Source organism: Rhizobium sp. Root482 (assembly GCF_001426565.1).
Lineage (GTDB): Bacteria > Pseudomonadota > Alphaproteobacteria > Rhizobiales > Rhizobiaceae > Pararhizobium.
Genome location: NZ_LMFA01000020.1, coordinates 53,405 through 76,300, shown reverse-complemented (window position 1 = coordinate 76,300; position 22,896 = coordinate 53,405). Strand labels below are relative to the sequence as shown.

The following is a 22,896-nucleotide window of genomic DNA, read 5'->3' as shown; positions in this document are numbered from 1 at the left end:
GACGGAGTTTCGTTGCCACTACACCGCGCGAACAGCAAACGAAAACGGCCGCGTCCGTGGGACACGGCCGTGCTTCCTATTTGCAGGTCTCGATCTTACCAGCCGGCGACGACCGCGCCCTTGAATTCTTCCGCCACGAAGGCCTTGATCTCGTCATTGTGGTAGGACTCGATCAGCGTCTTCACCCAGGGCGCATCCTTGTCGACCGAGCGCACGGCGATGACGTTGACATAGGGCGCCTTCTCGCCTTCGATCGCGATGGAATCCGTCTTCGGATTGAGGCCGGCCTCGATGGCGTAGTTGGTGTTGATGACGGAGATATCGACATCGTCGAGCGAGCGCGGCAATTGGGCGGCGTCGAGTTCGACGAATTCGAGATTCTTCGGATTTTCCGTGACATCGGCCGGACCGATCTTCAGGCCCTTTGCCTCATCGACCTTGATGAGCCCCTTGTCGACCAGGACCAGCAAGGCACGTCCGCCATTGGTCGGGTCGTTCGGGATGGAGACCGTCGCCCCATCCTTCAATTCCTCGAGGCTCTTCACCTTCTTGGAATAGACGCCCATTGGGAAGTTGACGTTGTTGGCGACGCTGACGATATCGAAACCGCGGTCGGTCACCTGGTTGTCGAGATAGGGCTGATGCTGGAAGGAATTGGCATTGAGCTCGCCATCGGCCAGCGCCTGGTTCGGCACCACATAATCGGAGAATTCAAGGATCTCGATATCGAGACCCTTCTTCGCCGCGACTTCCTTCACCTTCTCCATGATCTGCGCATGCGGACCGGGGGTGACGCCGACCTTGATGGTCTCGGCAAGCGCCGGGCCGGCGACGAGGGCGGCAAGCGCGGCCGCCAGGATGAGCTTCTTCATGATCTTCTCCTTCTTGAGAATCTGCCGCAGAATCTAGTTCTTACGGCTACGTTTATCGAAACGGCGGGCAAGGCTGTCGCCGGCGCTCTGGATTGCCTGGACGAGCACGATCAGCACCACCACCACGGCCAGCATCACGTCCGGCATGAAGCGCTGGTAGCCATAGCGGATGCCGAGGTCGCCGAGACCGCCGCCGCCGACGGCACCGACCATGGCCGAATAGCCGACGAGACTGACGATGGTAAGCGTCAGGGCCAGCGTCAGGCCGGGCTTGGCCTCCGCCAGCAAGACCTTGAAGACGATCTGCATGGGCGTCGCGCCCATGGCGCGGGCGGCTTCGATCAACCCCTGGTCAACCTCGCGGATCGCAGATTCTGCGAGGCGGGCGACGAAGGGGATGGTGGCGATGGTCAGGGGCACGATGGCCGCCGCCGTACCGATCGAGGTTCCCGTCACCAGCCGGGTGAACGGGATGATGGCGACGACCAGGATAATGAAGGGCGTCGAGCGCGTGGCATTGACGATGGCGCCGACGATCTTGTTGGTGAGCGGCGCCGGGAAAAGCTCGCCCCTGTTGCTGGTGGCAAGGAAGATGCCGATCGGCAACCCGATTATCGAGCCGACGACGCCGCCCACCGCAACCATGTGCAGGGTCTGGAACAGGGCCTTCAGGAGAAGGGAAATCAGCATTTCAGGCGACATAGCCGAGCACCTCCGTGTGAAGTCCGGTTTGCGCGTAGAACCGGCTTGCCCGTTCCAGTGTTTCAGGACCGGCGTCATAGGCGATGACCAGCGAGCCGAAGGGCTCGCCGGCGATCTCGTCGATGGTGCCGGCAATGATGTTCACCTCCGTACCCAGCCCGTGCATGAGCTTGGAAATCAGCGGCTGTTGCGCGGTCTCGCCGAAGAAGGTCACGCGAACGACGGCGCGCGAGCCGGGTTGCGGAGCCTCCATCAGCTTGCGGGAAATGGCCTCGGGCAGGTTGGAACCCGGCAGGCCGGAAAGAAGCGCGCGGGTGGTTTCATGCTTCGGATCGGTGAACACATCGAAGGTGCGCCCCGCCTCCACGATCAGGCCGCGGTCGATGACGGCGACATCGGAGGCAATGGTCTTTACCACCTCCATCTCGTGGGTGATGAGCAGCACCGTCAGGCCAAGATCCGCATTGATGCGCTTCAGGAGTTCGAGAATGGACTGTGTGGTCTCCGGGTCGAGCGCCGATGTCGCCTCGTCCGACAAAAGCAGCTTCGGCTCCGTGGCAAGCGCCCGGGCAATGCCGATCCGCTGCTTCTGGCCGCCGGAGAGTTCCGCCGGATAGCGGCCGGACTTGTCGCCAAGACCGACGAGGTCGATAAGTGGCGCAACGCGCTCGCGGATCTTCTTGCGGTCGAAACCGGCAATCTCGAGCGGCAGCGCGACATTGTCATAGGCGGTGCGCGAGGAAAGCAGGTTGAAATGCTGGAAGATCATGCCGACTTGGCGGCGCAGGTCCCGCAGGCCCGTTTCCGACAATCCGCCCACCTCGACGCCATCGACGACGACACGACCGGACGATGCCTTTTCGAGCCCGTTCACAAGGCGGATCAAGGTGGACTTGCCGGCGCCGGAGCGGCCGATGATGCCGGTGATCGCGCCCTTGGCGACCGTCAGGTCGATGCCGTCGAGCGCAGTGAACGCATTCTGGCCATTGACGCCGCCGAAACGCTTGGTGACCGCCTCGAACGCGACCATGGGCGCGCTGGCCGCAAGCGGCTGCCCGGGCAGGATGATGGCCGCGTCAGGACGCGGCGGGACAACGGATGATGGAATCTGTGACATTGGGAACTCGTGGATATCCGCGACGGATCGCGGCAGGCCGGAAATGAGGTGTGGCTGTCTTCAGCAACACATTCGACGGATCGCTCCCCGACATAACATCCCGTGTCGTCCCTTTTCAATGAATGATTGCCTGCCCCTGCAAGGCTCATCCTGGCACGAGCTTATCGCGCGGCAGCGCGATAAATCCGAGGTAATAAATTCCAGATACTCGAATGAAGTGAAATAATTTTTCGCCGCTGCATCCCGCCTGCCACGGCGCGTTCGGGTTTATCGCCCGGCATTTCGCACAGGCGTTAGGCAGTGGGCGCCAGCCGTTTCCGGTGGTCGGGCGCCGTGACCGGAGTGCGGACCTAAACGTTCATGTCAACTCCGACCCCAAGTCCACCACTACGCCTTGACGTTCGAGGCTGCCACAAAGGCGTCGAAGATGCGCGCGCCGGGATGGCTTTCAGGGTCGAGCCGTTCCGGATGCCATTGCAGGCCCATGGCGAACCTATAGGACGGCACCTCGATCGCCTCGACAACGCCGTCCGTGCCTCGTGCCGTTACAATCACAGCGTCGGAGACCTCGACGATCGCCTCGCGATGGAAAGTGTTGACGCTGAACTTATCAGCCTTGAAGATATCGGCCATTCTGGTGCCGGGCATGATCTCCACGTCGTGGAACACATCCCCTTGGTCATGATTGATCGCGCCGGGCCAGGAGGTCCGCACATCCGAAACCATCCGGCAACCGTGCAGGCAGGCGAGCATCTGCATGCCGTTGCAGATGCCGAGGACGGGCTTGTCGCGACCGAGAAAGTCTTTCATCAGCGCCATCTCGACGGCGAGGCGTTCCGACGGCGGGTACTGGGACTGATCACCCTCGACATACCATTTCTCGGGGAAATTGATGCGCGCGCCGACGCTCAGGAACCCATCGAATTCGTCGACTATGTGATCGACCATTTCGAGCACATAGGGGATGCCGAGGGGAAAAGCACCGGCGCGGCTGAGGGCGGAAAAATATGTCTTCGAGATTTCATAGCGTGTGCCACCGGAACTGGTGTCTTCATCCATGATCACGGCAATTCTCGGCCTGCGTTCCATCATGTTCTTACCTGTTTTGACAATCCGGTCAGGCGAGCGCCAGCCGTACCCGGTGGTCGGGTGCGATCTCAACCAGTTCGGATGGAGAGGGTGCGACGAAGACATCCGGCGCCTTGCTGCCGTCGGAGGCGAAGTCGCGCCCCCCCGGCATCGGCATATCGGCAAATCGCTCCAGCGTCTCGGTCTGCTTGGTGGCGATATCGGGATCGGGAATGGCCGCGATCAGCCGGCGCGTATAGGGATGGACAGGCGTCTCGAAGATCTGCCGCCAGCCCCCCTCTTCGACCATCTGGCCACGGAACATGACCAGCACCCTGTCGCTCATATGCTCCACCACGCTCAGATCATGGCTGATCATCAGGTAGGAAAGGCCGCGCTTCTCCTGCAAATCGAGAAGGAGATTGATGATCTGCGCCCGGATCGAGACGTCAAGCGCCGAAACGGGCTCGTCCAGCACGACGATCTCCGGTTCGAGGATGAGGGCCCGGGCGATACCGATACGCTGGCGCTGGCCGCCGGAAAACTCATGCGGATAGCGGCTGGCCTGTTCCGGGGTCAGGCCGACATCGGTCATCATCGCCTCGATTCGATCGGCGATCTCAGACGCCGCCGTAATGCCATGCAGCCGCAGCGGCGCGGCAAGCGAGGTTCTCACCGATTGGCGGGGATTCAGGGACGAATAGGGGTCCTGGAACACCATCTGCACGGCCTTGGCACGTTCCATGCGCCCGGGCCCGCCGGGTCCTGAAAAGGGCTGGCCGTGATAGCGGATCGCACCGTCGGTCGGCTCCTGCAATCCGAGGATCGCCAGCGCCGTCGTCGATTTGCCGCAGCCGGATTCGCCGACGATCGACAAGCATTCGCCTTTCACCAGGTCAAAGCTGATGCCGTTCACCGCATAGAGCGTCCGCCGCCCAGTTCCGAACATCCCGCTGCCGGAAATGGGAAAGCGTACATGGAGATCGTCCACCTGCAGGAGCGGCGCGGTCATGGCTGGCCTCCATCGGCAGCGCGCGGCGCAATGAACCGCGTATCGGTCAATGTCGAGCGATCGGCGATGATGCTGTCGATATCCACCAGCCGCTGACGGCCATGCCGGCTGCGGCTGCCCAGCCGCGGCAAGGCGCCGAGAAGACCCTTGGTATAATCATGCCGCGGATTGCGGAACAGCGCCTGCGTTTCGTTCTCCTCCACCAGGCAGCCGGCATACATCACGCCCACCCTTTGGCAGACGCTGGCGATCACGCCGAGATCATGGCTGATGAACAGGACGGCGGTGCCGCGCTCGGCGCAGAGTTCCTTGATCAGCCGCAGGACCTCCGCCTGGACGGTCACATCGAGCGCGGTGGTGGGCTCGTCGGCGATCAGGAGATCGGGATTGCAGGCCAGCGCCATGGCGATCATCACCCGCTGGCGCAGGCCACCCGACATCTGGTGCGGATAGTTTCGCGCCCGCTCGCCGGGATTGGGCACCTGCACGCTTGCCAGGGCATCGACCGCAAGCTTTTCCGCCTCGCCCCAGCTCTTGTTCTGGTGCAGCACGAACATTTCGGCGATCTGGCGGCCGACGGTCGACAGCGGGTTGAGCGCCGTCATCGGCTCCTGGAAGATCATGGCGATGCGATTGCCGCGCAGCCGCCGCATCTCCCGCTTCGGCAGCGCCAGGAGATTCTGGCCCTTGAACAGGATCTTGCCATCGGAAATTCGCAACGGCCGCTTGACCAGGCCCATCACGGCCAGCGAGGTCACCGATTTCCCGGAGCCGGATTCGCCGACGAGACCATAGGTTTCGCCCGGCATGATCTGGAATGAGACATCCCTGAGGATAGGACGGACGGAGCTGCCGAGCGAAACGCCCAGCGTCAGGCCATCGACGTGAAGAAGCGGATCGGTCATGGATTACGCGTCCTCATATGCGGATCGAGACTGTCACGCAGGCCATCGCCGAGCAGGTTGAACCCGAGCACCGACAGGAAGATGGCAAGTCCCGGAAAGATCGCGACCCAGGGCGCAAGCTGGATAAGCTGGCGCGCATCCGTCAGCATCGAACCCCAACTGGGGAAAGGCGGCTGGATGCCGAGGCCGAGAAACGAGAGGGCGGCTTCCGACAGCACCGCCGACCCCATGCCCAGCGTCGCCATGACGAGGATGGGCCCCATCATATTGGGCAGGATCTGCGTGAACATGATGCGGAGATCGCCATAGCCGAGCGTCTGCGCCGCCTGCACATAGCCTTGCGACTTGAGCGACAGGGTGGACGAGCGGGCGATGCGGCAGGTCCAGCTCCAGTTCGTCAGGCCAAGCGCGATCAGAAGCGATGGCAGGCCGGGCCCAAGCACCGCCATGACCGCCAGCGCGAAGATCAGCGAGGGGATGGCCAGCATCACATTGGTCAACCCGTTGACCAGATCGTCCCACCAGCCACCCCAATAGCCGGCGGTCATGCCGAGCGTAATGCCGATGATCGAATTGATCACCTGCGAGACGATGCCGACGGTCAGGGAAATCTGCGCGCCGAAAAGGATGCGGGTATAGACATCGCGTCCCTGAGCATCGGTCCCGAACCAGAAGGTCGCATCCGGCGGCAGTTCGGAATTCATCAGGTCGGCATCGAGCACCGGATGGAAGGGCGCGAGCCAGGGAGCGAGAATACCCGCCAGGATCACGAGCGCCGTCAGAAAGGCGCCGAGCATGAAATTGAAGCCGAAACGCATCCCGTCACTCCTGCTTGATACGCGGATCGATCGCGGCATAGATCAGATCGACGGCGGTATTGATGACGAGGAACCAGAGAACGATGACAAGGATGGTCCCCTGTACCACCGGAATGTCGCGGATCGCCACGCTGTCGACCAGGAGCGAACCGATGCCGGGCCAGGCAAACAGCTTCTCGATGACGACGGCCTGCCCGATCAGCGAGCCGAACTGCAGCCCGACCGTGGTGACGATGAGGACCAGCGCATTGCGCGTCACATGCCACCGCACCACCTTGGCTTCGCTCATGCCCTTGGAATGGGCGGTGCGGATGAAATCGGCACTCAGGACATCGAGAACCCCTGCCCGTGTCGTCCTTGCCAGGAGCGCAAGCGGCGTCACCCCAAGCGTGACGGCAGGCATGATCAAGTGGCGGAACGATCCGTCGCCATAACCGAAGCTCGGCAGCCAGTTCAATTGCAGGGCAAAGAGATACATCATCAGCAGGCCCAGCCAGAACTGCGGCATGGAAAGGCCCGATACGGCGCCGACCATCGTTACGGTATCGAGGACCGATCCGGGCCTGAGTGCTGCGAGAAAGCCGAGCGGCACGCCGATAATCACCGCGAACACCATGGCCGCGATGGCGAGTTTCAGCGAGGCCCACATGCGGTCCCCGATCAGGTCCGCGACCGGCTGACGGGTGCGGAAACTCGTGCCCAGGTCGAACCGGGCAAGATCCGTGGCATAGGTCACGAACCGTTCGGTCAAAGGCTTGTCGAGGCCGAACTGGGCATTCAGCTGGGCGATCATCTGCGGGTCCGCGGCGCGCTTGCCGTCCGAAAACAGGCTCGCGGCGAAACTGCCGGGAACGACGCTGAAGATGATGAAGATCAGCAGCGCCACCACGATGACCGTCGGCACGATCTGCAGGATGCGGCGCAGGGCAAAACGAAGCATGGGCTTTTCCGGTTTGACCGCCCGAAGAATGGGCGGGACACAGTCAGGTTGTTCCGTTGGCCGCAGGGAGACCCCCGCGACCAACGGCACGAACTCCCACGCTATTTGCGCGATTCGGGCGCCGTTTCGTCGATCCAGACCTCGTCATAAGGCTGGACGGCAAGCTCGTTCGCATTCGGAACCAGCCCGTGAACCCAGGGCTGATGGGCCATCACGGCCTTGTTGTAGTTGAAGAACCAGACCGGCGCGTCATCCTGCACGATGTTGTTGGCCTGGCGCAGAAGGTCGTTCTGCTTGGCCGGATCGCGCTCCATCTGGGCGGCCTCATAGAGCTTGTCGAATTCGGCATTCGCAAAGCTCGTATAGTTGCAGGCCGATTGCAGCGTCTTGGAATGATAGCATCGCAGCGCGTTCAAGGGATCGGGGCCGGACACGTTCGACCAGATGAAGGCCTGGAAGTTGTTCGAGCTCACTGCATCGCCAAGTGCCGCACTTTCGACCGGCTTCGGCTTCACCGTAATGCCGACCTTCTGCAGCATGGGCAGGATCGCCTCGACGATCGGGACGCCCCAGCTTTCGTTCGGGCTGGCGGTCACCTCGAAGGTGAAACCGTCGGCATAGCCGGCTTCGGCGAGAAGTGCCTTGGCTTTTTCCGGATCAAACGTGTAGGGCGCCTTGTCCTTGTCGAAGGCCGGGGACGAGATCGGCAGCCAGCCGGATGCCGGATAGGCCTTGTTCTTGACCAGCTTGTCGATGATCAGCGGTGCGTTGATCGCATAATTGATGGCCTGACGTACCCGCTTGTCCTTGAACGGCTCGTAAGCGGGATTGAAACCGATATTGCGGGTGTAGACCTCCGCGACTTCGAGAAGATTGTCCTTCAAGCCCTCTTCGCCCTGATATGCCTGGTATTGGGTCGGGCCCAGGATCGACACGTCGATTTCCTTGTTGCGGAAAGCCACGTCGCGGGCGGCGTCTTCGGCCATCAGCACGATCTTCACGCTGTCGAGATAGGGCTTGCCTTCCTCGTAGTATTTATCGAACTTCTCGACCACGACCTGCGAGCCGGGAACGTGCTCCTTGAAGACGAAGGCGCCGAGACCGACGGGATTCGTGGCGAAGCTGGCCTCGTCCTCGACATTGGACGGATAGATCACCGTCGTGTTCTGCATCAGCGGAAAGCCGGGGTTGAACGGGCCGGTGAAGGTGATTTCCAGCGTGTGGTCGTCAATCTTCTTCAGGCCGCTGATCTCTTCGGCCTTGCCGGCGATATAGTCATCGGCGCCCTTGATATTGGCGATGAAGCTGGCGCCCGGGAAGGCATTCTTCGGGTTGGCGATGCGCTTGTAGCTATAGACGATGTCATCGGCCGTCATCGGCTTGCCGTTGTGGAATACGGCATTTTCGCGCAGGTGATAGGTATGGACCGTTCCGTCCTCGGATACGTCCTCGGACGTCGCCAGTTCCAGCACGGGCTTGTTGTTGACCGAATCCCAGCTGTAGAGCGCGCGGTGGATGGCCTGGGTGATGAACTCTTCCTGCGTGTTCGGGCTGGACATGACGTCCAGCGTCGCGAAACTCGCCCCATAAGGCGCGGTGAAGACGAGCGTTCCGCCGGAACGTTCGCCCGCGGCAAACGCTCCGGTCGCCACACCAAGGCTGAGCATTGCGGCCAGTGACAGTTTTTTCAACATTTCGTTCTCCCTCTCGTGCCGTTTACGGCTTCGTTTCAATTGGTTATTCCGGCAGGCCATCAGCGCGCGTCATGGACGACGCGGCCTGCAAGCAGGGTCAGCAGGCAGCGTGTGCCTGAAAGGATCGTTTCGGGCGATGCCGCCAAAAGGTCGTTGTCGAACACCGCGACATCGGCCCACTGACCGGGTATCAGCCGCCCCTTCACGGCTTCAGCCTTCTGCGAATAGGCGCCGTATTCCGTATAGGCCTGCAGGGCCTCCTCATTGCTCAATCGCTCGGAGGCATCCATCACGGTGCCCTTGCCGGTTTTACGGGTGATCATCGCATGCAGGTTCGGGAAGGGATCGGGCGAACTGACCGGCGAATCCGATCCGGTCGAGGGCTTGAGGCCCATGCGCATCCAAGTGCCGATCGGATAGGAGCGCATGCCGCGTTCCTCGCCGAGAACGGAGATATAGCTGTCGCCGAAATCATGCACGAAGGCCATTTGCGGCGCCGGCAGGATGCCCGCCGCCTTCATGCGCGCTTCCTGCTCGGGAGAGGAATAGCCGCAATGTTCGACCCGGTGGCGGCGATCCGGATCCGGATTGGCGTCCAGTGCCTTTTCATAAGCCGTGATCAGCTGCTCGATCGCCCCGTCGCCGATCGCATGGCAGACCATCTGGTAGCCCCGGTCGTGGCAGGCCTTCACCATTTCCTCGACCTGCGCATCCGGCAGCATCTGTACGCCGATATTGTCCGGCTCGTCCTTGTAGGGCTTGGTCATCCAGGCGGTGCGGCCGCCGGCCGAACCGTCGAGGAAGATTTTCACGCCGCCCATGCGCAGCATGTCGTCGCCGGCGCCCGAAAGCAGGCCGGCGCGCCAGCAATCCTCGACGATCGACACTTCCGGATCGCCCATGACGGTCAGCCAGACGCGCACCGGCAGGCGGCCGGCGAGCTTGGCCATCTCATAGGCCTGAATCTCGGCGAAACCGGATATCTGCCCGACGGCGGCGTCCATGCAACTGGTGATTCCGAAGGACAGGAGATGCTGCCCGCCCCGCTCGATGCCGGAGATCAGGTCTTCCGTTGTTGCCGGCGGCATGGCGGCGGTAACGAGGTGCTGGGCATTCTCCGCCAGGAAACCGTTGAGCTTGCCGTCCGTCACGCCGATCACGCCGCCATCCGGCACCGGCGTCGCCTCGCTGACGCCACCCAGTTCAAGTGCCCGCGAATTGGCCACCGAGACATGGCCGCAGGCACGGGTCAGCAACACCGGGTGATCGGGAGCGGCACGATCTAGGTCCCAGCGCGTCGGATGCTGTCCGGTATCCAGCTTGACCTGGTCATAACCGCGGGCGCGAATCCAGCCGCCCTTCGGCGTCGTCGCGGCGCGCTTGGAGATTTCTTCGAGCAGGATTGCGAGCGTCGGCGCGGCCGACGGCCGGGCATCCAGCCACCCCATGACGATGCCGGTCGAAATCAGGTGCAGATGGTTGTCGATCAGCCCGGGACTTGCAAACCGGCCCTCCAGATCGATGACCTTAGTGCCCTCCCCCTTCAGGTCGAGCATTTCGGCGCTGGTCCCGGTCGCCAGCACCTTTCCCTGCCAGACGGCAAGGGCCTCGCAGATGCCTTCCTGCCGTCCGCGCCAGATGCGGCCATTGTGCAGGATGAGATCGGCTTCAATTCGAACAGGCATTCATCACTCCGTTGTCAGCACCGGGACGACATTCATCGGAGACGAGCCTCCCGATCGCTGTCGCGCACCCTTCGCGTTTCCGCGGCCAAAGCCTCCCAGCCTTGGAAATCAGGGCAGACCGGCTCTCGCCAATCGCTGTCGTGCCGACCGGCCCCCCTCCGCTCTGTTTGCAAGGTTAAGGTTTGCGGGAGCCTTGGCCAATGCGTTTTTTGCACCAAGCCATGCGAAAACTGCATATCTATCCGCAAGGAAAGACTTATGATCCAATCGGCCGTGGTACACGGCCGGAAAGGGAGTGACATGGAGATCAAATGGCTGGAGGATTTTGTCACCCTTGCGGATACGTCCAGTTTCTCGCGGGCGGCCGAACTGCGCAACGTCACGCAACCCGCCTTCAGCCGCCGCATCAAGCAACTCGAGGACTGGCTGGGCGCGACCTTGATCAGCCGAGCGACGATGCCGGCCGAACTGACCTCGGCGGGGCGGAATTTCCTGCCTGTCGCGCGGGATGCGATCCGGACATTCCATGGCGTGCGCGAGACGCTGCGCCCCTCGCAGGACGCCGACCTCATTCGCTTCGCCGCCCTTCATACCCTGACGGTCACCTTCTTTCCGCGCTGGCTGGGCGAACTCGAAAAGGCCGGAGCCGTGTTCAATACGTCGCTGATCCCGGATCGCGGCGGCATCGAAGCCAATCTGGACGCGCTTGTGGGCGAGGAAGCGGATTTTTTCCTCACCTATGCCCATCCCGAGGTTCCCTTCCATCTCGACCGTGGGAAATTTTCGTCGCTGACGATCGCGCATGACCGGCTGATCCCGCTCGTGGCCTCGAATGTCCTGATTGGCGGCGGCCTGCAGCCGGGCCGCAACCTCCTGGACCAGGCCATCGCGCAGCCGAGGCTGACAGTGCCCTATCTCAATTACGGCTTCAATTCCTTCTTCGGCGTCGCCCTTTCGCGCCTGCTCGTCCGGCGCAAGCCGTTCCGCCGTCGCACGGTGCACGAGAATACGATCAGCGCCGGCCTGATGAACATGGCGCTGACCGGAGCGGGCGTGTGCTGGCTGCCCGAAAGCCTGGCACGCGATGAGATGGAGACCGGGCGGCTTGTGCCGGCCTCGGCGGATGACGGCTGGAACCTCGATCTCGAGATCAGGCTTTACCGTCATACCGAAAAACGCGGTCGCAAGGTCGAGGACCTGTGGCGCACCGCCACGCGATTGCTGGAACGCGAACCCGCGTGACGCTTTTATCTAATCGGCATGGCCGGCATCAGCCGCATTTGACGTAGTCGATCCCTCTCGCCAACCAGCATCCGAGCCTGACCCCGGTGACGGAGCCGTCGCCGTCGCGCATGAGCTGCAACGTCCAGTCTCCCGGAGCCGGCGCATCCATCGAGCGGCGCGTGACAAGGATCCAGAGGTCGGGCCCGGCGGGTTGGAGGATTTCCGGACGCCCCTTGCCGAGAAATCCCTCGGTCCACAAAAAGGCGCCGCCGTCTCGCACTTCGATCACCAGTTCCGCATCGAGTTCCTCGGAGCGATAGCGCCGGGCAATATCCTGCTCCGCAGCCGATATCACCCGTGCCACCGGCACCAGCCGACCGGCGAAATTCTCCTGCGGTCGCTGCATGACAATGTCTTCGCCGTCGCGGGCAATCCGGACCGCCGACGAGGCAAGTCCACCCTCCGGCGTTTCCGTCAGCGTCTCGACAGAGGTGCCGTAACGGAGGGCGACCGTATCGACCCCCGGGTCTAGACGAGCGAGAAGACCGGTCTCAAGGCTGATCCACTGGCCTGCCCAGCTTTCGCGCAAGGGCTGCGGCTTGGGATGCGGCAGGGCGAGCGCCGCGCGTGCCAGCCGGTGCGCCGCGCCATGGGCGTCGCCGTGATGGTTGAACATCACCACGACCGACAGCCGCGCTTCGGTCGAACAGAGGCGGTAGGTCCGAAAACCACGCAGCGCGCCGCCATGGCTGGTGAAGGCGAATTCGCCAATCCGGGAATGCTGCAGGCCGAAGCCATAGGCGGCAGCTGTTCCATCCCGGAAGGTCTGTGGCACGGCGATCCGCTGGTAGAGACTGTCCGGATCGTCCCGGGTGGCGTCGATCCAGCGCTCATAGGCGAGCATGTCGTCGAGCGAGGCGGAAATCCCTGCGTCCCCCTTCCAATAGACGCCGTTCTGCGCGGGCAAATATCCGGTCGCGTCATTGCCCTCATAGCCGACGACTCCATCCGCAGGATCGCGGGTGTCGGCGGTCAAGACGGCGCCGGTCATCCCGGCCGGCTGCCAGATATGACGCGCATAGAGCGCCTCGAGCGGTTCCGACGCGGCCTCTTCGATGAGATCGGCGAGAATGCGGAAATTGCCGTTGCTGTAGGAATAGCTGGTACCCGGCGAAAAATGGCAATTGCGCATCCGCGCAAAGACGGACGCTGCATCCTTGCGAGCAAAGACCTGCTCTGCGCGGCCGCCGTGAAGCACGGTCAGGGCCCAGTAATCACGCAGGCCCGACTGGTTGTTGCAGAGATCGCGAACCCGCGGCAACGGCGCTGCAAGGTTGGGCAGATGCGCCGCAAGCCGGTGGTCAAGCGTCTCCGGCTCGCCGCAAGCGGCCAAAAGGGCCGCGCAGGTAAACTGTTTCGTGACCGAACAGAGCGGCAGCCGCGTCTCCGTCGTCATCGGCCGGTGGTCGTCGAGATCCGAGAACCCGAAGGCACGACGGGCGATGACTCGTCCTTCGCTGACAATGCCGACAACTCCGCCGGGACCCTGATACCGGGCCGGAAGGGCGTCAACCTCCTCCTCCAGCCGCCTGCCGTCAATCGCAACCATCATCCGCCTTCATATGTGACCGCCGCCGAGCGCGCATTGCGCGGCCCGTACGGCTCCCGTTTCATGAACATATATCGGCAGGATTCATTTGCGCCAAAGCACTTATCCGCCAATCCCCAATCATCGCCTCAAAGCAGGCATAGACCTGACGCAGCGCAGGCCTCGTCCGTCCGACGGTGAGACGTCTCGTCGCATCGGTAATCCCATGGAATGGCAGAACACCTCCTTGGAATAGCCTTAAAGACTTCCTAGATGAGGCTCATGTGCATGGAAACTTTTATCAGAATTTCGAGGCTCATCGATCAAGCATGCTCCCTTACCCGGAGCTGGCAGCCATAACTCTGTAACGCCGCCTCAGACCCCTAGCTCCGGGCCCCACTCGCAAACAGTGCGGTTCATCTACGCCCGTTTTTTTTGGCGTAACGATGGAGCTTCTTCATGCCATTCTTTCGTTCCCGGCCCATCTGCGTCACCTGTGACCGACATTTCCCGCGGGCGGCCAGCCGTTGCCCCTGGTGCAAGACGCCGATCCTCAGCCCTGCCGCTTCCCACGGTCCGCGTGCTCTGCGCGGTCGCGCCATGCGTGACCAGGCTTGGGCATCTTTCGACAAGGGGGGCAGACATTGATGCTCGCGGAAAATGTCAGAGATTCCATCCTTGACACCGGCAATGCCGAGGAAATGCAGCAGGTCGGGGTACTTCCCTGGCGCATCCGGCGTGACGGCGAGTTGAAGATATTGCTCATCACCTCGCGCCGGCAGGGTCGATGGATCGTGCCCAAGGGATGGCCGGTAAAAGGCCGTTCGCTTCTTGCCGCGGCCTCCCGCGAAGCCTTCGAGGAGGCCGGGGTCATCGGCGATATCAGCCCGGCGCCGCTTACCGAATATTGCTACATAAAGGCGGCGAACGACGGTGCGCAGGTTCCTTGCCGCGTCGCGGTGTTCGGCATGAAGGTGCGTGGCACGTTGAGCCATTGGCGGGAGAAATCGCAAAGACAAAGGCGCTGGTTTTCCCTCGAAGCAGCAGCGGACAAGCTCGACGACGCGGAACTCGCCGCCTTCGTGACGACGCTCGAAGCGGCGCCGGAGCAGCTCAGGGCGTCCGGCGAGACGCAGGAGTGCGCGAGGTGAGAGCGTTGATGTCTTCGTCATACCCCGTCGCGCGCCACCGGCGGCGGAGATCCCCCACCCTTCCTTTTCGCAGGGTCAGCATCGAACGCTGACAGCCTGGCGCCCCTAACTGCGATGGCAAGAGCGGCGCCAGGATAATGTCTTCGGTCCCGATTTAACCTGCGAGCAACGCCGGTTGCATGGTTGCGCCGATCCGTTGCCGATTTTCCAGAGAGAACCATTATGACCTTCAAATACAGTCATACCTTCCCCATCAGCGGCCCGAACAAGTTGCCCCGTTTCAAGCAATGGGCGGCCGAAAACATTCCCGGCGTCGCCGTCTCGCTTCCACCCCAGGTGCCCGTCAAGAGCACGGCCCTGACGGTCCGGCTGAGATCCGCCGAAGACCGCGACACGCTGATGGGGAAATTGGCAGGCGTAAGCTTCTAAGAGCCTGAGACGACGGCGAACGACCGGCCTGCCCTCACCCGACACGCATTCGGCCAGGGGTATTCAGCTGTGCCCGTGTCGTTCGCCGTCATATCCCTGCCCCACTCCAGTCCATGTATCCGTCACGTGACGAACTGTCTGGCGCGATCCGCGCAGGCCATTCCGCGCAATTTTATGCTTGAATATAGATAGGATTCCTATATATATTCTCTTATGGAAACGCCGAAGAACCCTCTTTCGATCAATTGCCGCATACGCGAAGGCCTCGCGCGCCTGGCCATGGCAATGCGCGTCGATGAATGGAACAAGGCCAAGGCGAGCGGCCTCAACCCCACGCAACTCGCGATCCTGGCCCTTCTGGAAGGGCGCGGACAACATGAATTCGGCGTGAAGGACATTGCCGCACATCTCGGCGTCTCGCAACCGACCGCGACGGATTCGATCAATGCACTGGAGCGCAAGGGCTATCTTGCCAAGACGCCAGGCCAGCTTGACCGGCGCGCTGTTCGCTTGGCATTGACGCCGGAAGGCATCGCGAATTTACACGCGGTGGAAACGAGCGACGGTCTCGCCAGGCAGGCCGTCGATGCCCTCGATGCCGACGAACAGCAGGACCTGCTGCTGGCGCTCGTCAAGATGATCCGGCACCTGCAGGAAACGGACGCCATCCCCGTTCAGCGCATGTGCGTCACCTGTCGCTACTTCGCGCCCTTCGCGCATTCGGATTCCGCGCAACCACACCATTGCAATTTCGTCGATGCGTCCTTCGGCCAGCGGGAGCTGCGCATCGATTGCCGCGATCACGATCAAGCCGATCCCGCTTCCCGGGCTGCCACCTGGGAAGCTTTCCAACCGGGATAATTCAACCCTCCAGGCAACAGAAAGGAAGACCAGCATCATGTTCGGGAAATTCTTGGCCGGCGCGCTCAGCGCCGGAACGGCATTGCTATTGCTGACAGCCGCGTCAGCGCACTCCATCAAGGCGGAGCCCGCAGAAGCGGTTCAAGCCTCCTTCGACATTATCGAGACGACGATCGTCACCAAGGGCGACACGGCGATCTTCACGACCCGCGTACGCGGCGAAGCGGGCAAGGACAAGCCCGATGCGACGGGCAGGTTCGAGGGATCGAGCGTCTACGCCTATGTCTGGCCGACCAGCCTTGACAGCGGCGAGATCGGCTTCGACAAGGCCCAGGGCATCGTGGCGCTTGCCGTCACCTTCCATCCGGATTTCGACGATGCGGCCTATGGCGGCAAGAACCGGCATGTCTGGCACCCGCATTGGGTTGTTTTGGCGCAGGACAAGGCCTGTGGCGGCGGCCTGAAGGTGATCGACATTCCGGAAGGCGCCAAGCCGAAAGTTCCGGAAACCTGGCCGGGCGTTCCCCTGCTGATCGACAGCCCGGACTATGAAACCACCTTCAAGGGCGACACGGTCGATGTCGCAATCCCCCTGTCGCTGATCGGCGGCATCAAGGGCGCGGCCTATGACGGCGTCACCGCCGGCCTCAAGATCAACGGCAACCTGCATGCGCCGCTGCTCTGCGTCGGCAACGTGTTCAAGGTCGCCTCCGGCAATCTGAGCCTGCCCGGCAAGGTCATGCCCGCCAATTGATCAAGCGCCGGTTCGTCAACTGCCATCGACGAACCGGCTATTCCCCCTCCAGGCTGATAGAGAGAAGGAATATGATCAGAATTACCCTGATCGAGCCGACGGACGCAACAGGCCGGACCGCCGAAGATTTTGGCCGTTGTGCCCGCCGTTTTTTCAGGCGTGACGCCGAGGCGACACGCTTAGCCTAATATTCGAAAGGACGGACCGTTTCCTTGCCGTCCGCCCGCTGCAAAGGAGCAGATATCATGTCACACATCGCCCGGCCGCTGGCGCCGGAACTGGCCGTCAGCGAATGGTTCAACACGCCCCGACCGCTCACGCTTGCCGCCCTGCATGGTCGGCCCGTTTTTCTGCACAGCTTCCAGCTTCTCTGCCCGGGCTGCGTCGCGCAGGCAATTCCGCAGGTCCAGCGCATCGAGCGCGTCTTTGCCGGCAGCGACCTCCAGATCGTGGGCCTTCACACGGTCTTCGAGCATCATGCGGCGATGTCGCCCGTCACCTTGCGGGCATTCCTGCACGAATACCGGTTGAAGTCGCCGGTCGGCGTTGACCTGGCCGAGGAAGGCTCCGACATTCCGGTCACGATGCGGCGCTTCGGCCTGCGCGGCACGCCCTCCTCCGTGCTGATCGGGCGGGATGGCACCATCCTGCATCAGGTTTTCGGCGTCGAGGACGATATCGCTGTCGGGGCGCGGATCGCAAACGCGCTCGCCGCCGCTCCTCCCGGGGCGCCCGGCCAGCCGGACGAGGACGTCGCCTGCATCGATGGCCGATGTGCTCCCGGTGATGCTCGATAATTGCTTGATGGAGATGAAGACATGGCCAGCTTTCCGCTTCTCAGCCTTCGTATCGGCAGCGTGGCGCCTCTTGGTGCGCGCGCGGCGGCAAGCGGTATCGCCAAATCGCCTGTCACTGGCCCGCTGATGCTCTCGAAAACCGGGTTCGTCGGCGATATGCAGGGCGACACCCGCCATCACGGCGGGCCGGAGAAAGCTGTTCATCACTATCCCTTCGACCATTATGTCGTCTGGAGGCGCGAACTGGGCGATCACCCGCTGCTTGCGGAGCCGGGCGCCTTCGGGGAGAACATCGCGACATCGGGTCTTACCGAAGAGACGGTCGCGATCGGCGACGTCTTTGCGCTTGGCACCGCCGTGATCGAGGTCAGCCAGGGCCGCCAGCCCTGCTGGAGGCTCAACGAGCGTTTCGGCCGGCGGGACATGGCACGGGAGGTTCAAACCAGCGGACGAACCGGATGGTACTACCGGGTGCTCAAGCCCGGCATTGTCGGTTCCGGCGACCGGCTGATCCTGCGTGATCGCCGCTCGCCGGAATGGACACTCGCGCGCCTCTGGCGCACCTTCTACATCGATCCCCTCGACCGGGTGGAACTCTCAGGCATTGCCGGGCTCGAAAGACTGGCTGAGGGCTGGCGAACCCACGCCGTGCGCCGCCTCGAAAGCAATAGGGTCGAGGATTGGACCAAACGCCTTTCCGGAACGTGAAAACGCCATCGGGTCACGTCCAACGGCACCCGCGCGTGCCGCACCCCTCATCGCCAGGATCGTGCCTGGGCCTGGAGACCTTCGAAAAAGCGAAAGCGTTTCTCGTGCAGGGCGGCGAGCGATCCGCCTGCAGGCTCGTAGACGGATGAAATCGCGCTGCAGGCTTCCATGGCCGAGCGCATATCCGTGAATGCACCGCTTGCAACGGCACCGAGGAGGGCCGAACCCAGTAGGACGGGCTCCTCTGCCGTCGGCGCGACGACCGGCTTGCCGCAGGCATCCGCCAGCACTTGCCGGACAAGGTCCGTCGCGCCGGCGCCGCCGCTGATCACCACCCGCTCGATCGTGGCGCCGCACCGCGCCTGCGTGTCGATGATCTGGCGCAAGCCGTAGCCGATGCCGCAAAGCCCGGCGACATAAAGGGCGACAAGGCTGTCAAAATCCCGCTCCATGCCAAGGCCGGCGATCACCGCGCGGGCATGCGGATCGGCAAAGGGCGCACGATTGCCGAGGAACTCGGGCACGACATGCAATCCATCGGCAAGGCCAACGGCATCGGAATGGTCCTTCACCCGCGCCGATGCGGCCTCGGCCATCAGGGCAGGAAGGGGGATGCCGCGATCGGCCGCCAGTTGCGCGGCTTCGCCGGCGGCCGGATGAAAGGCGAGCAACTGGTCGATGGCGGCACCCGCAGCGCTCTGCCCCCCTTCGTTCAGCCACATGCCCGGAACCATCGCCGAATAATAGGGCCCCCAGACACCCGGCACGAAGACCGGCTCGGCCGTCGAGGTCATCGTGCAGGACGACGTGCCGAACACATAGGCGAGATTTTCGGACGGTCGCCCGCCGATACCGACGGTGCCGATGCCGCCCGCATGGGCATCTATCATGCCGGCGGCGACCGCGATGCCGGGCGCAAGCCCCATGGCGCGGGCAGCTTCCGGGCAGAGTCCGTCTCCAAGCCGCGTGCCGGGCTCGACGATCTCTGTGCCGATGCGACGAAAGCCTTCGTCTGCAAGTTCACCAAGACCGATCCCCTGGAAATAGTTCGGGTCCCACCGGCGTTCATGCGCCAGATAGGTCCATTTGCAGGTCACCGTGCAGGTCGAGCGCGAAAGGTCGCCGGTCGATTTCCAGGTGAGAAAATCGGCAAGATCGAAAAACTGCCAGGCTCTGGCGAAGGTCTCGGGCCGGTTTTCCTTGAGCCAGAGGAGTTTTGGCGTTTCCATCTCAGGCGAGATCCGCCCGCCGACATAGCGCAGCACCTCATGGCCTGTGGTATTGATGCGCTCGGCCTGGTCGACGGCGCGATGATCCATCCAGACGATGATGTCTCGAGCCGGATCTTCGGACGGACCGACCGCGAGCGGTGTCCCGCCCTCCCCCAGCACCACAAGCGAGCAGGTCGCATCGAAGCCGATGCCGATCACGGCGGAAGGATCGACATTCGCCGCAGCCACCGCCTCCCTCACACTCGCGCAGACCGCGTCCCAGATTTCCGCGCTCGACTGCTCGACGATCGCCCCCGCCTCGCGGTAGAGCGAAATATCGCGCCTTGCCACCGAGAGCATGGTTCCATTCAGGTCGAAAAGCCCTGCCCGCGCGCTGCCGGTCCCGACATCGACGCCGATGACGTAACGCGGCACTGGATCGGCTGGCATGTTCTGTGGTGACGTCATGGTCTCGTGCTCTGCTGTCGGAAAGGCTTGATGGCCGTGTTTGGCAGGAAGGCCGGCGTCAGAGATCGACGCTGTTCGGCAGGATGACGAGATCGCGAATGGTCACGTTGCGCGGCCTGGTCAGCATGAACAGCACGGCGTCCGCAACCTCCTTCGGCTGCATCAGGCTGCCATTGGCGAGCGCGTCTTCCATCTTCTCCTTCGGCCAGTCGTCGAGCAGTGCGGTGACCACCGGGCCAGGCAGGACGGCACCGACGCGAACGCCATGCTGGGCAACCTGGCGGCGGGTCGAATGCACGAAGGCCTGAACGGCGAACTTGGAGGCCGTGTAGATCGGTTCCCACACCACCGGCACGACGCCGGCGATCGAACTGGTGAACAGGATGTCGCCGGTCTTCTTAGCGATCATATGCGGCAGGACGGCATGCACCGAACGGAAGGCCGCGTTGATGTTAAGGTTCAGCATCCGGTCCCATGCATCCGGATCGCCCTCGGCGACCGGGCCACCGATATAGGCACCGGCATTGGCGTGGAAGATGTCGAGACGACCGGCGAGATCAAGGATGCGCGGCAGGATGCCGGAGACCTGTCCGCCATCGAGAAGGTCGACCACCAGCGGGCGGGCCCTTTCGCCGAGTTCCCTGCAGAGCGTTTCGAGCCTGTCCTGGGCACGGTCGATCAGGACGACGGTGGCGCCTTCGGCAAGCAGGGTGCGGGCGCATTCGAGCCCGATGCCGGACGCTGCGCCGGTAATGGCAGCGACCTTGCCTTTCATGAGATCGGTCATGTTTCCTCCGGTTTGTCAGGCGCGGCCGTGGCTGACACGCGATCGTCTTGCGAGCGAATCGACGATGACGGCGATGGCGAGAACGGCGCCTGTGATCATGTATCTGAGAGACGAGCTCAGGTTCAGAAGCGTCAGGCCATTGGAAATGGCCTGGATGACGATGATGCCGAGCAGGGCCGAATAGGCGCTGCCCCGACCGCCGAACAGGCTGGTGCCGCCGATGACGGCCGCGGCAATGGCATTCAGGTTGACGTCGCCGGTGCCCGCCTGCTGGCTCGACGAGGCGAGGCGCGAGGCAGACAGGGTGCCGCCGAGCGCCGCCAATGTCGAGCAGAGCATGAAAGCGCTCATATAGATGCGGCGGACATTGATGCCCGAGCGACGGGCTGCTTCCTTGTTCCCGCCTACGGCAAACATAGAGCGGCCCCATTTCGTCTTGGTCAGCGCATAGTTGAGCACGACGACGAGAAACACGAACAGGCCGAACATCCACGGCACGCCGCGTCCCGTGTTGAGATAGAAGACGACGATCTGAAGCGCCACGGTGAGCGCGACCGCCTTGACCAAGAGGCTGCTCAGCGGCTGCGTGGAGAGGTTCACGGCCGTCCGGCGCTGCCGGACGATCAAGCCGGCAACGATCATGATGCCGCCCGGCACCAGGGCGAGAAAATGCGACGCCCAGTCCGGCATCACCAGGATCTGGCCGAACCGCACAAGCGGCGACGCATAGGGCAGATTGATGCTTCCGGTCGGACCGAGAATGTAGAGCTGCATCCCGAGCAGCGCCAGCAGACCGGCAAGCGTCGCGACAAAGCTCGGCATTCCAAGCCGATTGTAGAGCACCGCATAGAGCGCGCCGACGGCGGCCCCCGTCACCAGGGCGGCCGCGATGGCCAGCGGCAACGCAATGCCGGAATTGACCCAGAGCACCCCGATGATCGCGGAAGCGAGACCGCTCATCGACCCGACGGAGAGGTCGATTTCGCCGAGAATGAGAACGCAGACGACGCCGAGCGAGATGATGCCGACCGTCGCGCAATCGAACAGGAGATTGACCAGATTGTTGGGCGCCAGGAAAATGGGATTGAGAATGCTGAAGACGGTCGAAATGACGATCAGGCCGATGGCGACCGGCAACATCCCCAGATCGCCCGAGCGAACACGGCTGACAAAGGCGCGGATCGTTTCCGTCAGCCCCGTCGAATGGCTGACGCGCTCGTCGCTGCGATCGAGAGCCATTGGGGCCGGGCTGCTCTGCTTGGTGTCCTGGTTGGTCATGCGTGGCTCCCGCCGGTCTCGATCTGCTCGCCCGCCTTGCGGTCGATGCGGCGCGAGACGGAATTTTCGGTGGCGCCGGTGATGGCCGCCACGAGTTCATGGTTCGAGGCATCGGGGTTGAAGATGCCGTTGTTGCGCCCGAGACGCAGGACCACGACCCGGTCAGCGACGGCACGCACATCTTCCATATTGTGACTGATGATGATGACCCCGAGGCCGCGCTCGCGCACGCGCTCGATCAGGTTCAGCACTTCCGCGGTCTGGGCTACCCCAAGCGCCGCGGTCGGCTCGTCGAGCATGATGATCTTCGGATCGAGCAGCAGGGAGCGGGCGATCGCCACCGTCTGGCGCTGACCGCCGGAGAGCGACGCGATCGGCTCGCGCACGGAAGGAATGCGGGCGGCAAGCTCGCGCAGAAGCGTCCAGGCACGGACTTCCATGCCCACTTCATCGAGATTCCAGGGCGAAAGCTCATGTCCGAGAAACAGGTTCGCCACGACATCGAGGTTTTCGCACAGAGCGAGATCCTGGAATACGGTGGCTATTCCCAGCTCCAGCGCCTGGCTGGGGCTATCGAGCACCACGTCCCGTCCGCAAAATTCGATCCGGCCGGAACTTGCCTGATGCACGCCCGCCAAAATCTTGATCAGCGTCGATTTGCCAGCACCATTGTCGCCGACGAGAGCGACCACCTCTCCAGCCTTCACCTCCAGATCGATATCGGTCAGGGCGGACACGGCCCCGAAACTTTTCGAGACATTGGTCAGTTTCAGGATGGTCGTTCCCTTTGCGGGCAGACCCTTGTCGATTGGCACCATGACAAGACG

22 protein-coding genes are annotated in these 22,896 nt (G+C 62.8%); 7 read left to right on the top strand and 15 right to left on the bottom strand.

The genetic code is table 11. The annotated features are described in order from the left end of the window. Nucleotides 1-95 precede the first annotated feature (95 nt). From ASD31_RS12600 to ASD31_RS12555, 10 genes are all read right to left on the bottom strand, one after another. Complete coding sequence (locus ASD31_RS12600; protein WP_056333846.1) at nucleotides 96-872, bottom strand: MetQ/NlpA family ABC transporter substrate-binding protein; 777 nt, start codon at nucleotides 870-872, stop codon at nucleotides 96-98. A 33-nt stretch (nucleotides 873-905) separates the two neighbouring features. After that, entirely contained in the window at nucleotides 906-1,574 is a 669-nt protein-coding gene (locus tag ASD31_RS12595) for a methionine ABC transporter permease (RefSeq protein ID WP_056333843.1), read from the bottom strand. Beyond that, nucleotides 1,564-2,604 (bottom strand): methionine ABC transporter ATP-binding protein, encoded by a 1,041-nt coding sequence (locus ASD31_RS12590; protein ID WP_056334671.1) that lies wholly within the window; start codon nucleotides 2,602-2,604, stop codon nucleotides 1,564-1,566. The genes ASD31_RS12595 and ASD31_RS12590 overlap by 11 nt, the downstream gene beginning before the upstream one ends. Nucleotides 2,605-3,078: 474 nt before the next feature. Further along, on the bottom strand, nucleotides 3,079-3,783 hold the full coding sequence (locus tag ASD31_RS12585; RefSeq protein ID WP_244483841.1) for a gamma-glutamyl-gamma-aminobutyrate hydrolase family protein: 705 nt from the start codon (nucleotides 3,781-3,783) through the stop codon (nucleotides 3,079-3,081). A 25-nt stretch (nucleotides 3,784-3,808) separates the two neighbouring features. Next, on the bottom strand, nucleotides 3,809-4,771 hold the full coding sequence (locus ASD31_RS12580; RefSeq protein ID WP_056333840.1) for an ABC transporter ATP-binding protein: 963 nt from the start codon (nucleotides 4,769-4,771) through the stop codon (nucleotides 3,809-3,811). Continuing rightward, on the bottom strand, nucleotides 4,768-5,676 hold the full coding sequence (locus ASD31_RS12575) for an ABC transporter ATP-binding protein (RefSeq protein WP_056333837.1): 909 nt from the start codon (nucleotides 5,674-5,676) through the stop codon (nucleotides 4,768-4,770). The genes ASD31_RS12580 and ASD31_RS12575 overlap by 4 nt, the downstream gene beginning before the upstream one ends. Continuing rightward, a complete protein-coding gene (locus ASD31_RS12570; RefSeq protein ID WP_056333834.1) occupies nucleotides 5,673-6,494 on the bottom strand; it encodes an ABC transporter permease in 822 nt (273 codons plus the stop codon). The genes ASD31_RS12575 and ASD31_RS12570 overlap by 4 nt, the downstream gene beginning before the upstream one ends. 4 nt (nucleotides 6,495-6,498) lie before the next feature. Continuing rightward, a complete protein-coding gene (locus ASD31_RS12565; protein ID WP_056333831.1) occupies nucleotides 6,499-7,434 on the bottom strand; it encodes an ABC transporter permease in 936 nt (311 codons plus the stop codon). A gap of 101 nt (nucleotides 7,435-7,535) precedes the next feature. Beyond that, nucleotides 7,536-9,128: an ABC transporter substrate-binding protein gene (locus tag ASD31_RS12560; RefSeq protein ID WP_056333828.1), complete on the bottom strand. Its 1,593-nt coding sequence runs from the start codon at nucleotides 9,126-9,128 to the stop codon at nucleotides 7,536-7,538. 59 nt (nucleotides 9,129-9,187) lie between these two features. Then, nucleotides 9,188-10,813 (bottom strand): amidohydrolase, encoded by a 1,626-nt coding sequence (locus ASD31_RS12555; protein WP_056333825.1) that lies wholly within the window; start codon nucleotides 10,811-10,813, stop codon nucleotides 9,188-9,190. Nucleotides 10,814-11,113: 300 nt separating this feature from the next. Here ASD31_RS12555 and ASD31_RS12550 point away from each other — a divergent pair, with 300 nt between their 5' ends. Next, the gene (locus ASD31_RS12550; RefSeq protein ID WP_056333821.1) at nucleotides 11,114-12,055 is read left to right on the top strand and encodes a LysR family transcriptional regulator; all 942 of its coding nucleotides are present in this window, start codon (nucleotides 11,114-11,116) and stop codon (nucleotides 12,053-12,055) included. 28 nt (nucleotides 12,056-12,083) lie between these two features. Here ASD31_RS12550 and ASD31_RS12545 read toward each other — a convergent pair whose 3' ends face one another. Continuing rightward, nucleotides 12,084-13,649, bottom strand: coding sequence for a D-aminopeptidase (locus ASD31_RS12545; RefSeq protein WP_244483840.1), 1,566 nt, complete (start codon nucleotides 13,647-13,649; stop codon nucleotides 12,084-12,086). A 623-nt stretch (nucleotides 13,650-14,272) separates the two neighbouring features. Between ASD31_RS12545 and ASD31_RS12540 the strand changes: the two genes are divergently transcribed. The 6 genes from ASD31_RS12540 to ASD31_RS12515 all read left to right on the top strand — a co-directional run bounded on the left by ASD31_RS12540 (nucleotide 14,273) and on the right by ASD31_RS12515 (nucleotide 18,325). Next, nucleotides 14,273-14,776 carry an NUDIX hydrolase gene (locus tag ASD31_RS12540; RefSeq protein WP_082520557.1) on the top strand — a complete coding sequence of 168 codons (504 nt, stop codon included), beginning with the start codon at nucleotides 14,273-14,275 and terminating at the stop codon, nucleotides 14,774-14,776. A gap of 222 nt (nucleotides 14,777-14,998) precedes the next feature. Then, the gene (locus ASD31_RS12535) at nucleotides 14,999-15,205 is read left to right on the top strand and encodes a hypothetical protein (protein ID WP_056333820.1); all 207 of its coding nucleotides are present in this window, start codon (nucleotides 14,999-15,001) and stop codon (nucleotides 15,203-15,205) included. A gap of 285 nt (nucleotides 15,206-15,490) precedes the next feature. Next, complete coding sequence (locus ASD31_RS12530; RefSeq protein WP_244483839.1) at nucleotides 15,491-16,066, top strand: MarR family winged helix-turn-helix transcriptional regulator; 576 nt, start codon at nucleotides 15,491-15,493, stop codon at nucleotides 16,064-16,066. A gap of 37 nt (nucleotides 16,067-16,103) precedes the next feature. Then, nucleotides 16,104-16,820 (top strand): hypothetical protein, encoded by a 717-nt coding sequence (locus ASD31_RS12525; protein WP_056333811.1) that lies wholly within the window; start codon nucleotides 16,104-16,106, stop codon nucleotides 16,818-16,820. Nucleotides 16,821-17,065: 245 nt separating this feature from the next. Then, nucleotides 17,066-17,617, top strand: coding sequence for an alkyl hydroperoxide reductase (locus ASD31_RS12520; RefSeq protein WP_082520556.1), 552 nt, complete (start codon nucleotides 17,066-17,068; stop codon nucleotides 17,615-17,617). A gap of 21 nt (nucleotides 17,618-17,638) precedes the next feature. After that, nucleotides 17,639-18,325 (top strand): MOSC domain-containing protein, encoded by a 687-nt coding sequence (locus tag ASD31_RS12515; protein WP_056333808.1) that lies wholly within the window; start codon nucleotides 17,639-17,641, stop codon nucleotides 18,323-18,325. A gap of 47 nt (nucleotides 18,326-18,372) precedes the next feature. Here the strand turns inward: ASD31_RS12515 and ASD31_RS12510 are convergent, their stop codons facing one another. Genes ASD31_RS12510 through ASD31_RS12495 form a run of 4 tightly spaced genes read right to left on the bottom strand, consistent with a single transcriptional unit; the run spans nucleotide 18,373 to nucleotide 22,887 of the window. Beyond that, nucleotides 18,373-20,004, bottom strand: a complete 1,632-nt coding sequence (locus tag ASD31_RS12510) for an FGGY-family carbohydrate kinase (RefSeq protein ID WP_056333804.1) — start codon at nucleotides 20,002-20,004, stop codon at nucleotides 18,373-18,375. Nucleotides 20,005-20,062: 58 nt separating this feature from the next. Beyond that, nucleotides 20,063-20,791, bottom strand: coding sequence for an SDR family oxidoreductase (locus ASD31_RS12505; protein ID WP_056333802.1), 729 nt, complete (start codon nucleotides 20,789-20,791; stop codon nucleotides 20,063-20,065). A gap of 15 nt (nucleotides 20,792-20,806) precedes the next feature. Next, a complete protein-coding gene (locus tag ASD31_RS12500) occupies nucleotides 20,807-22,069 on the bottom strand; it encodes a sugar ABC transporter permease (RefSeq protein ID WP_056333798.1) in 1,263 nt (420 codons plus the stop codon). Continuing rightward, entirely contained in the window at nucleotides 22,066-22,887 is an 822-nt protein-coding gene (locus ASD31_RS12495; protein WP_056333795.1) for an ATP-binding cassette domain-containing protein, read from the bottom strand. Before ASD31_RS12495 ends, ASD31_RS12500 begins: the two co-directional genes overlap by 4 nt. Nucleotides 22,888-22,896 lie beyond the last annotated feature (9 nt).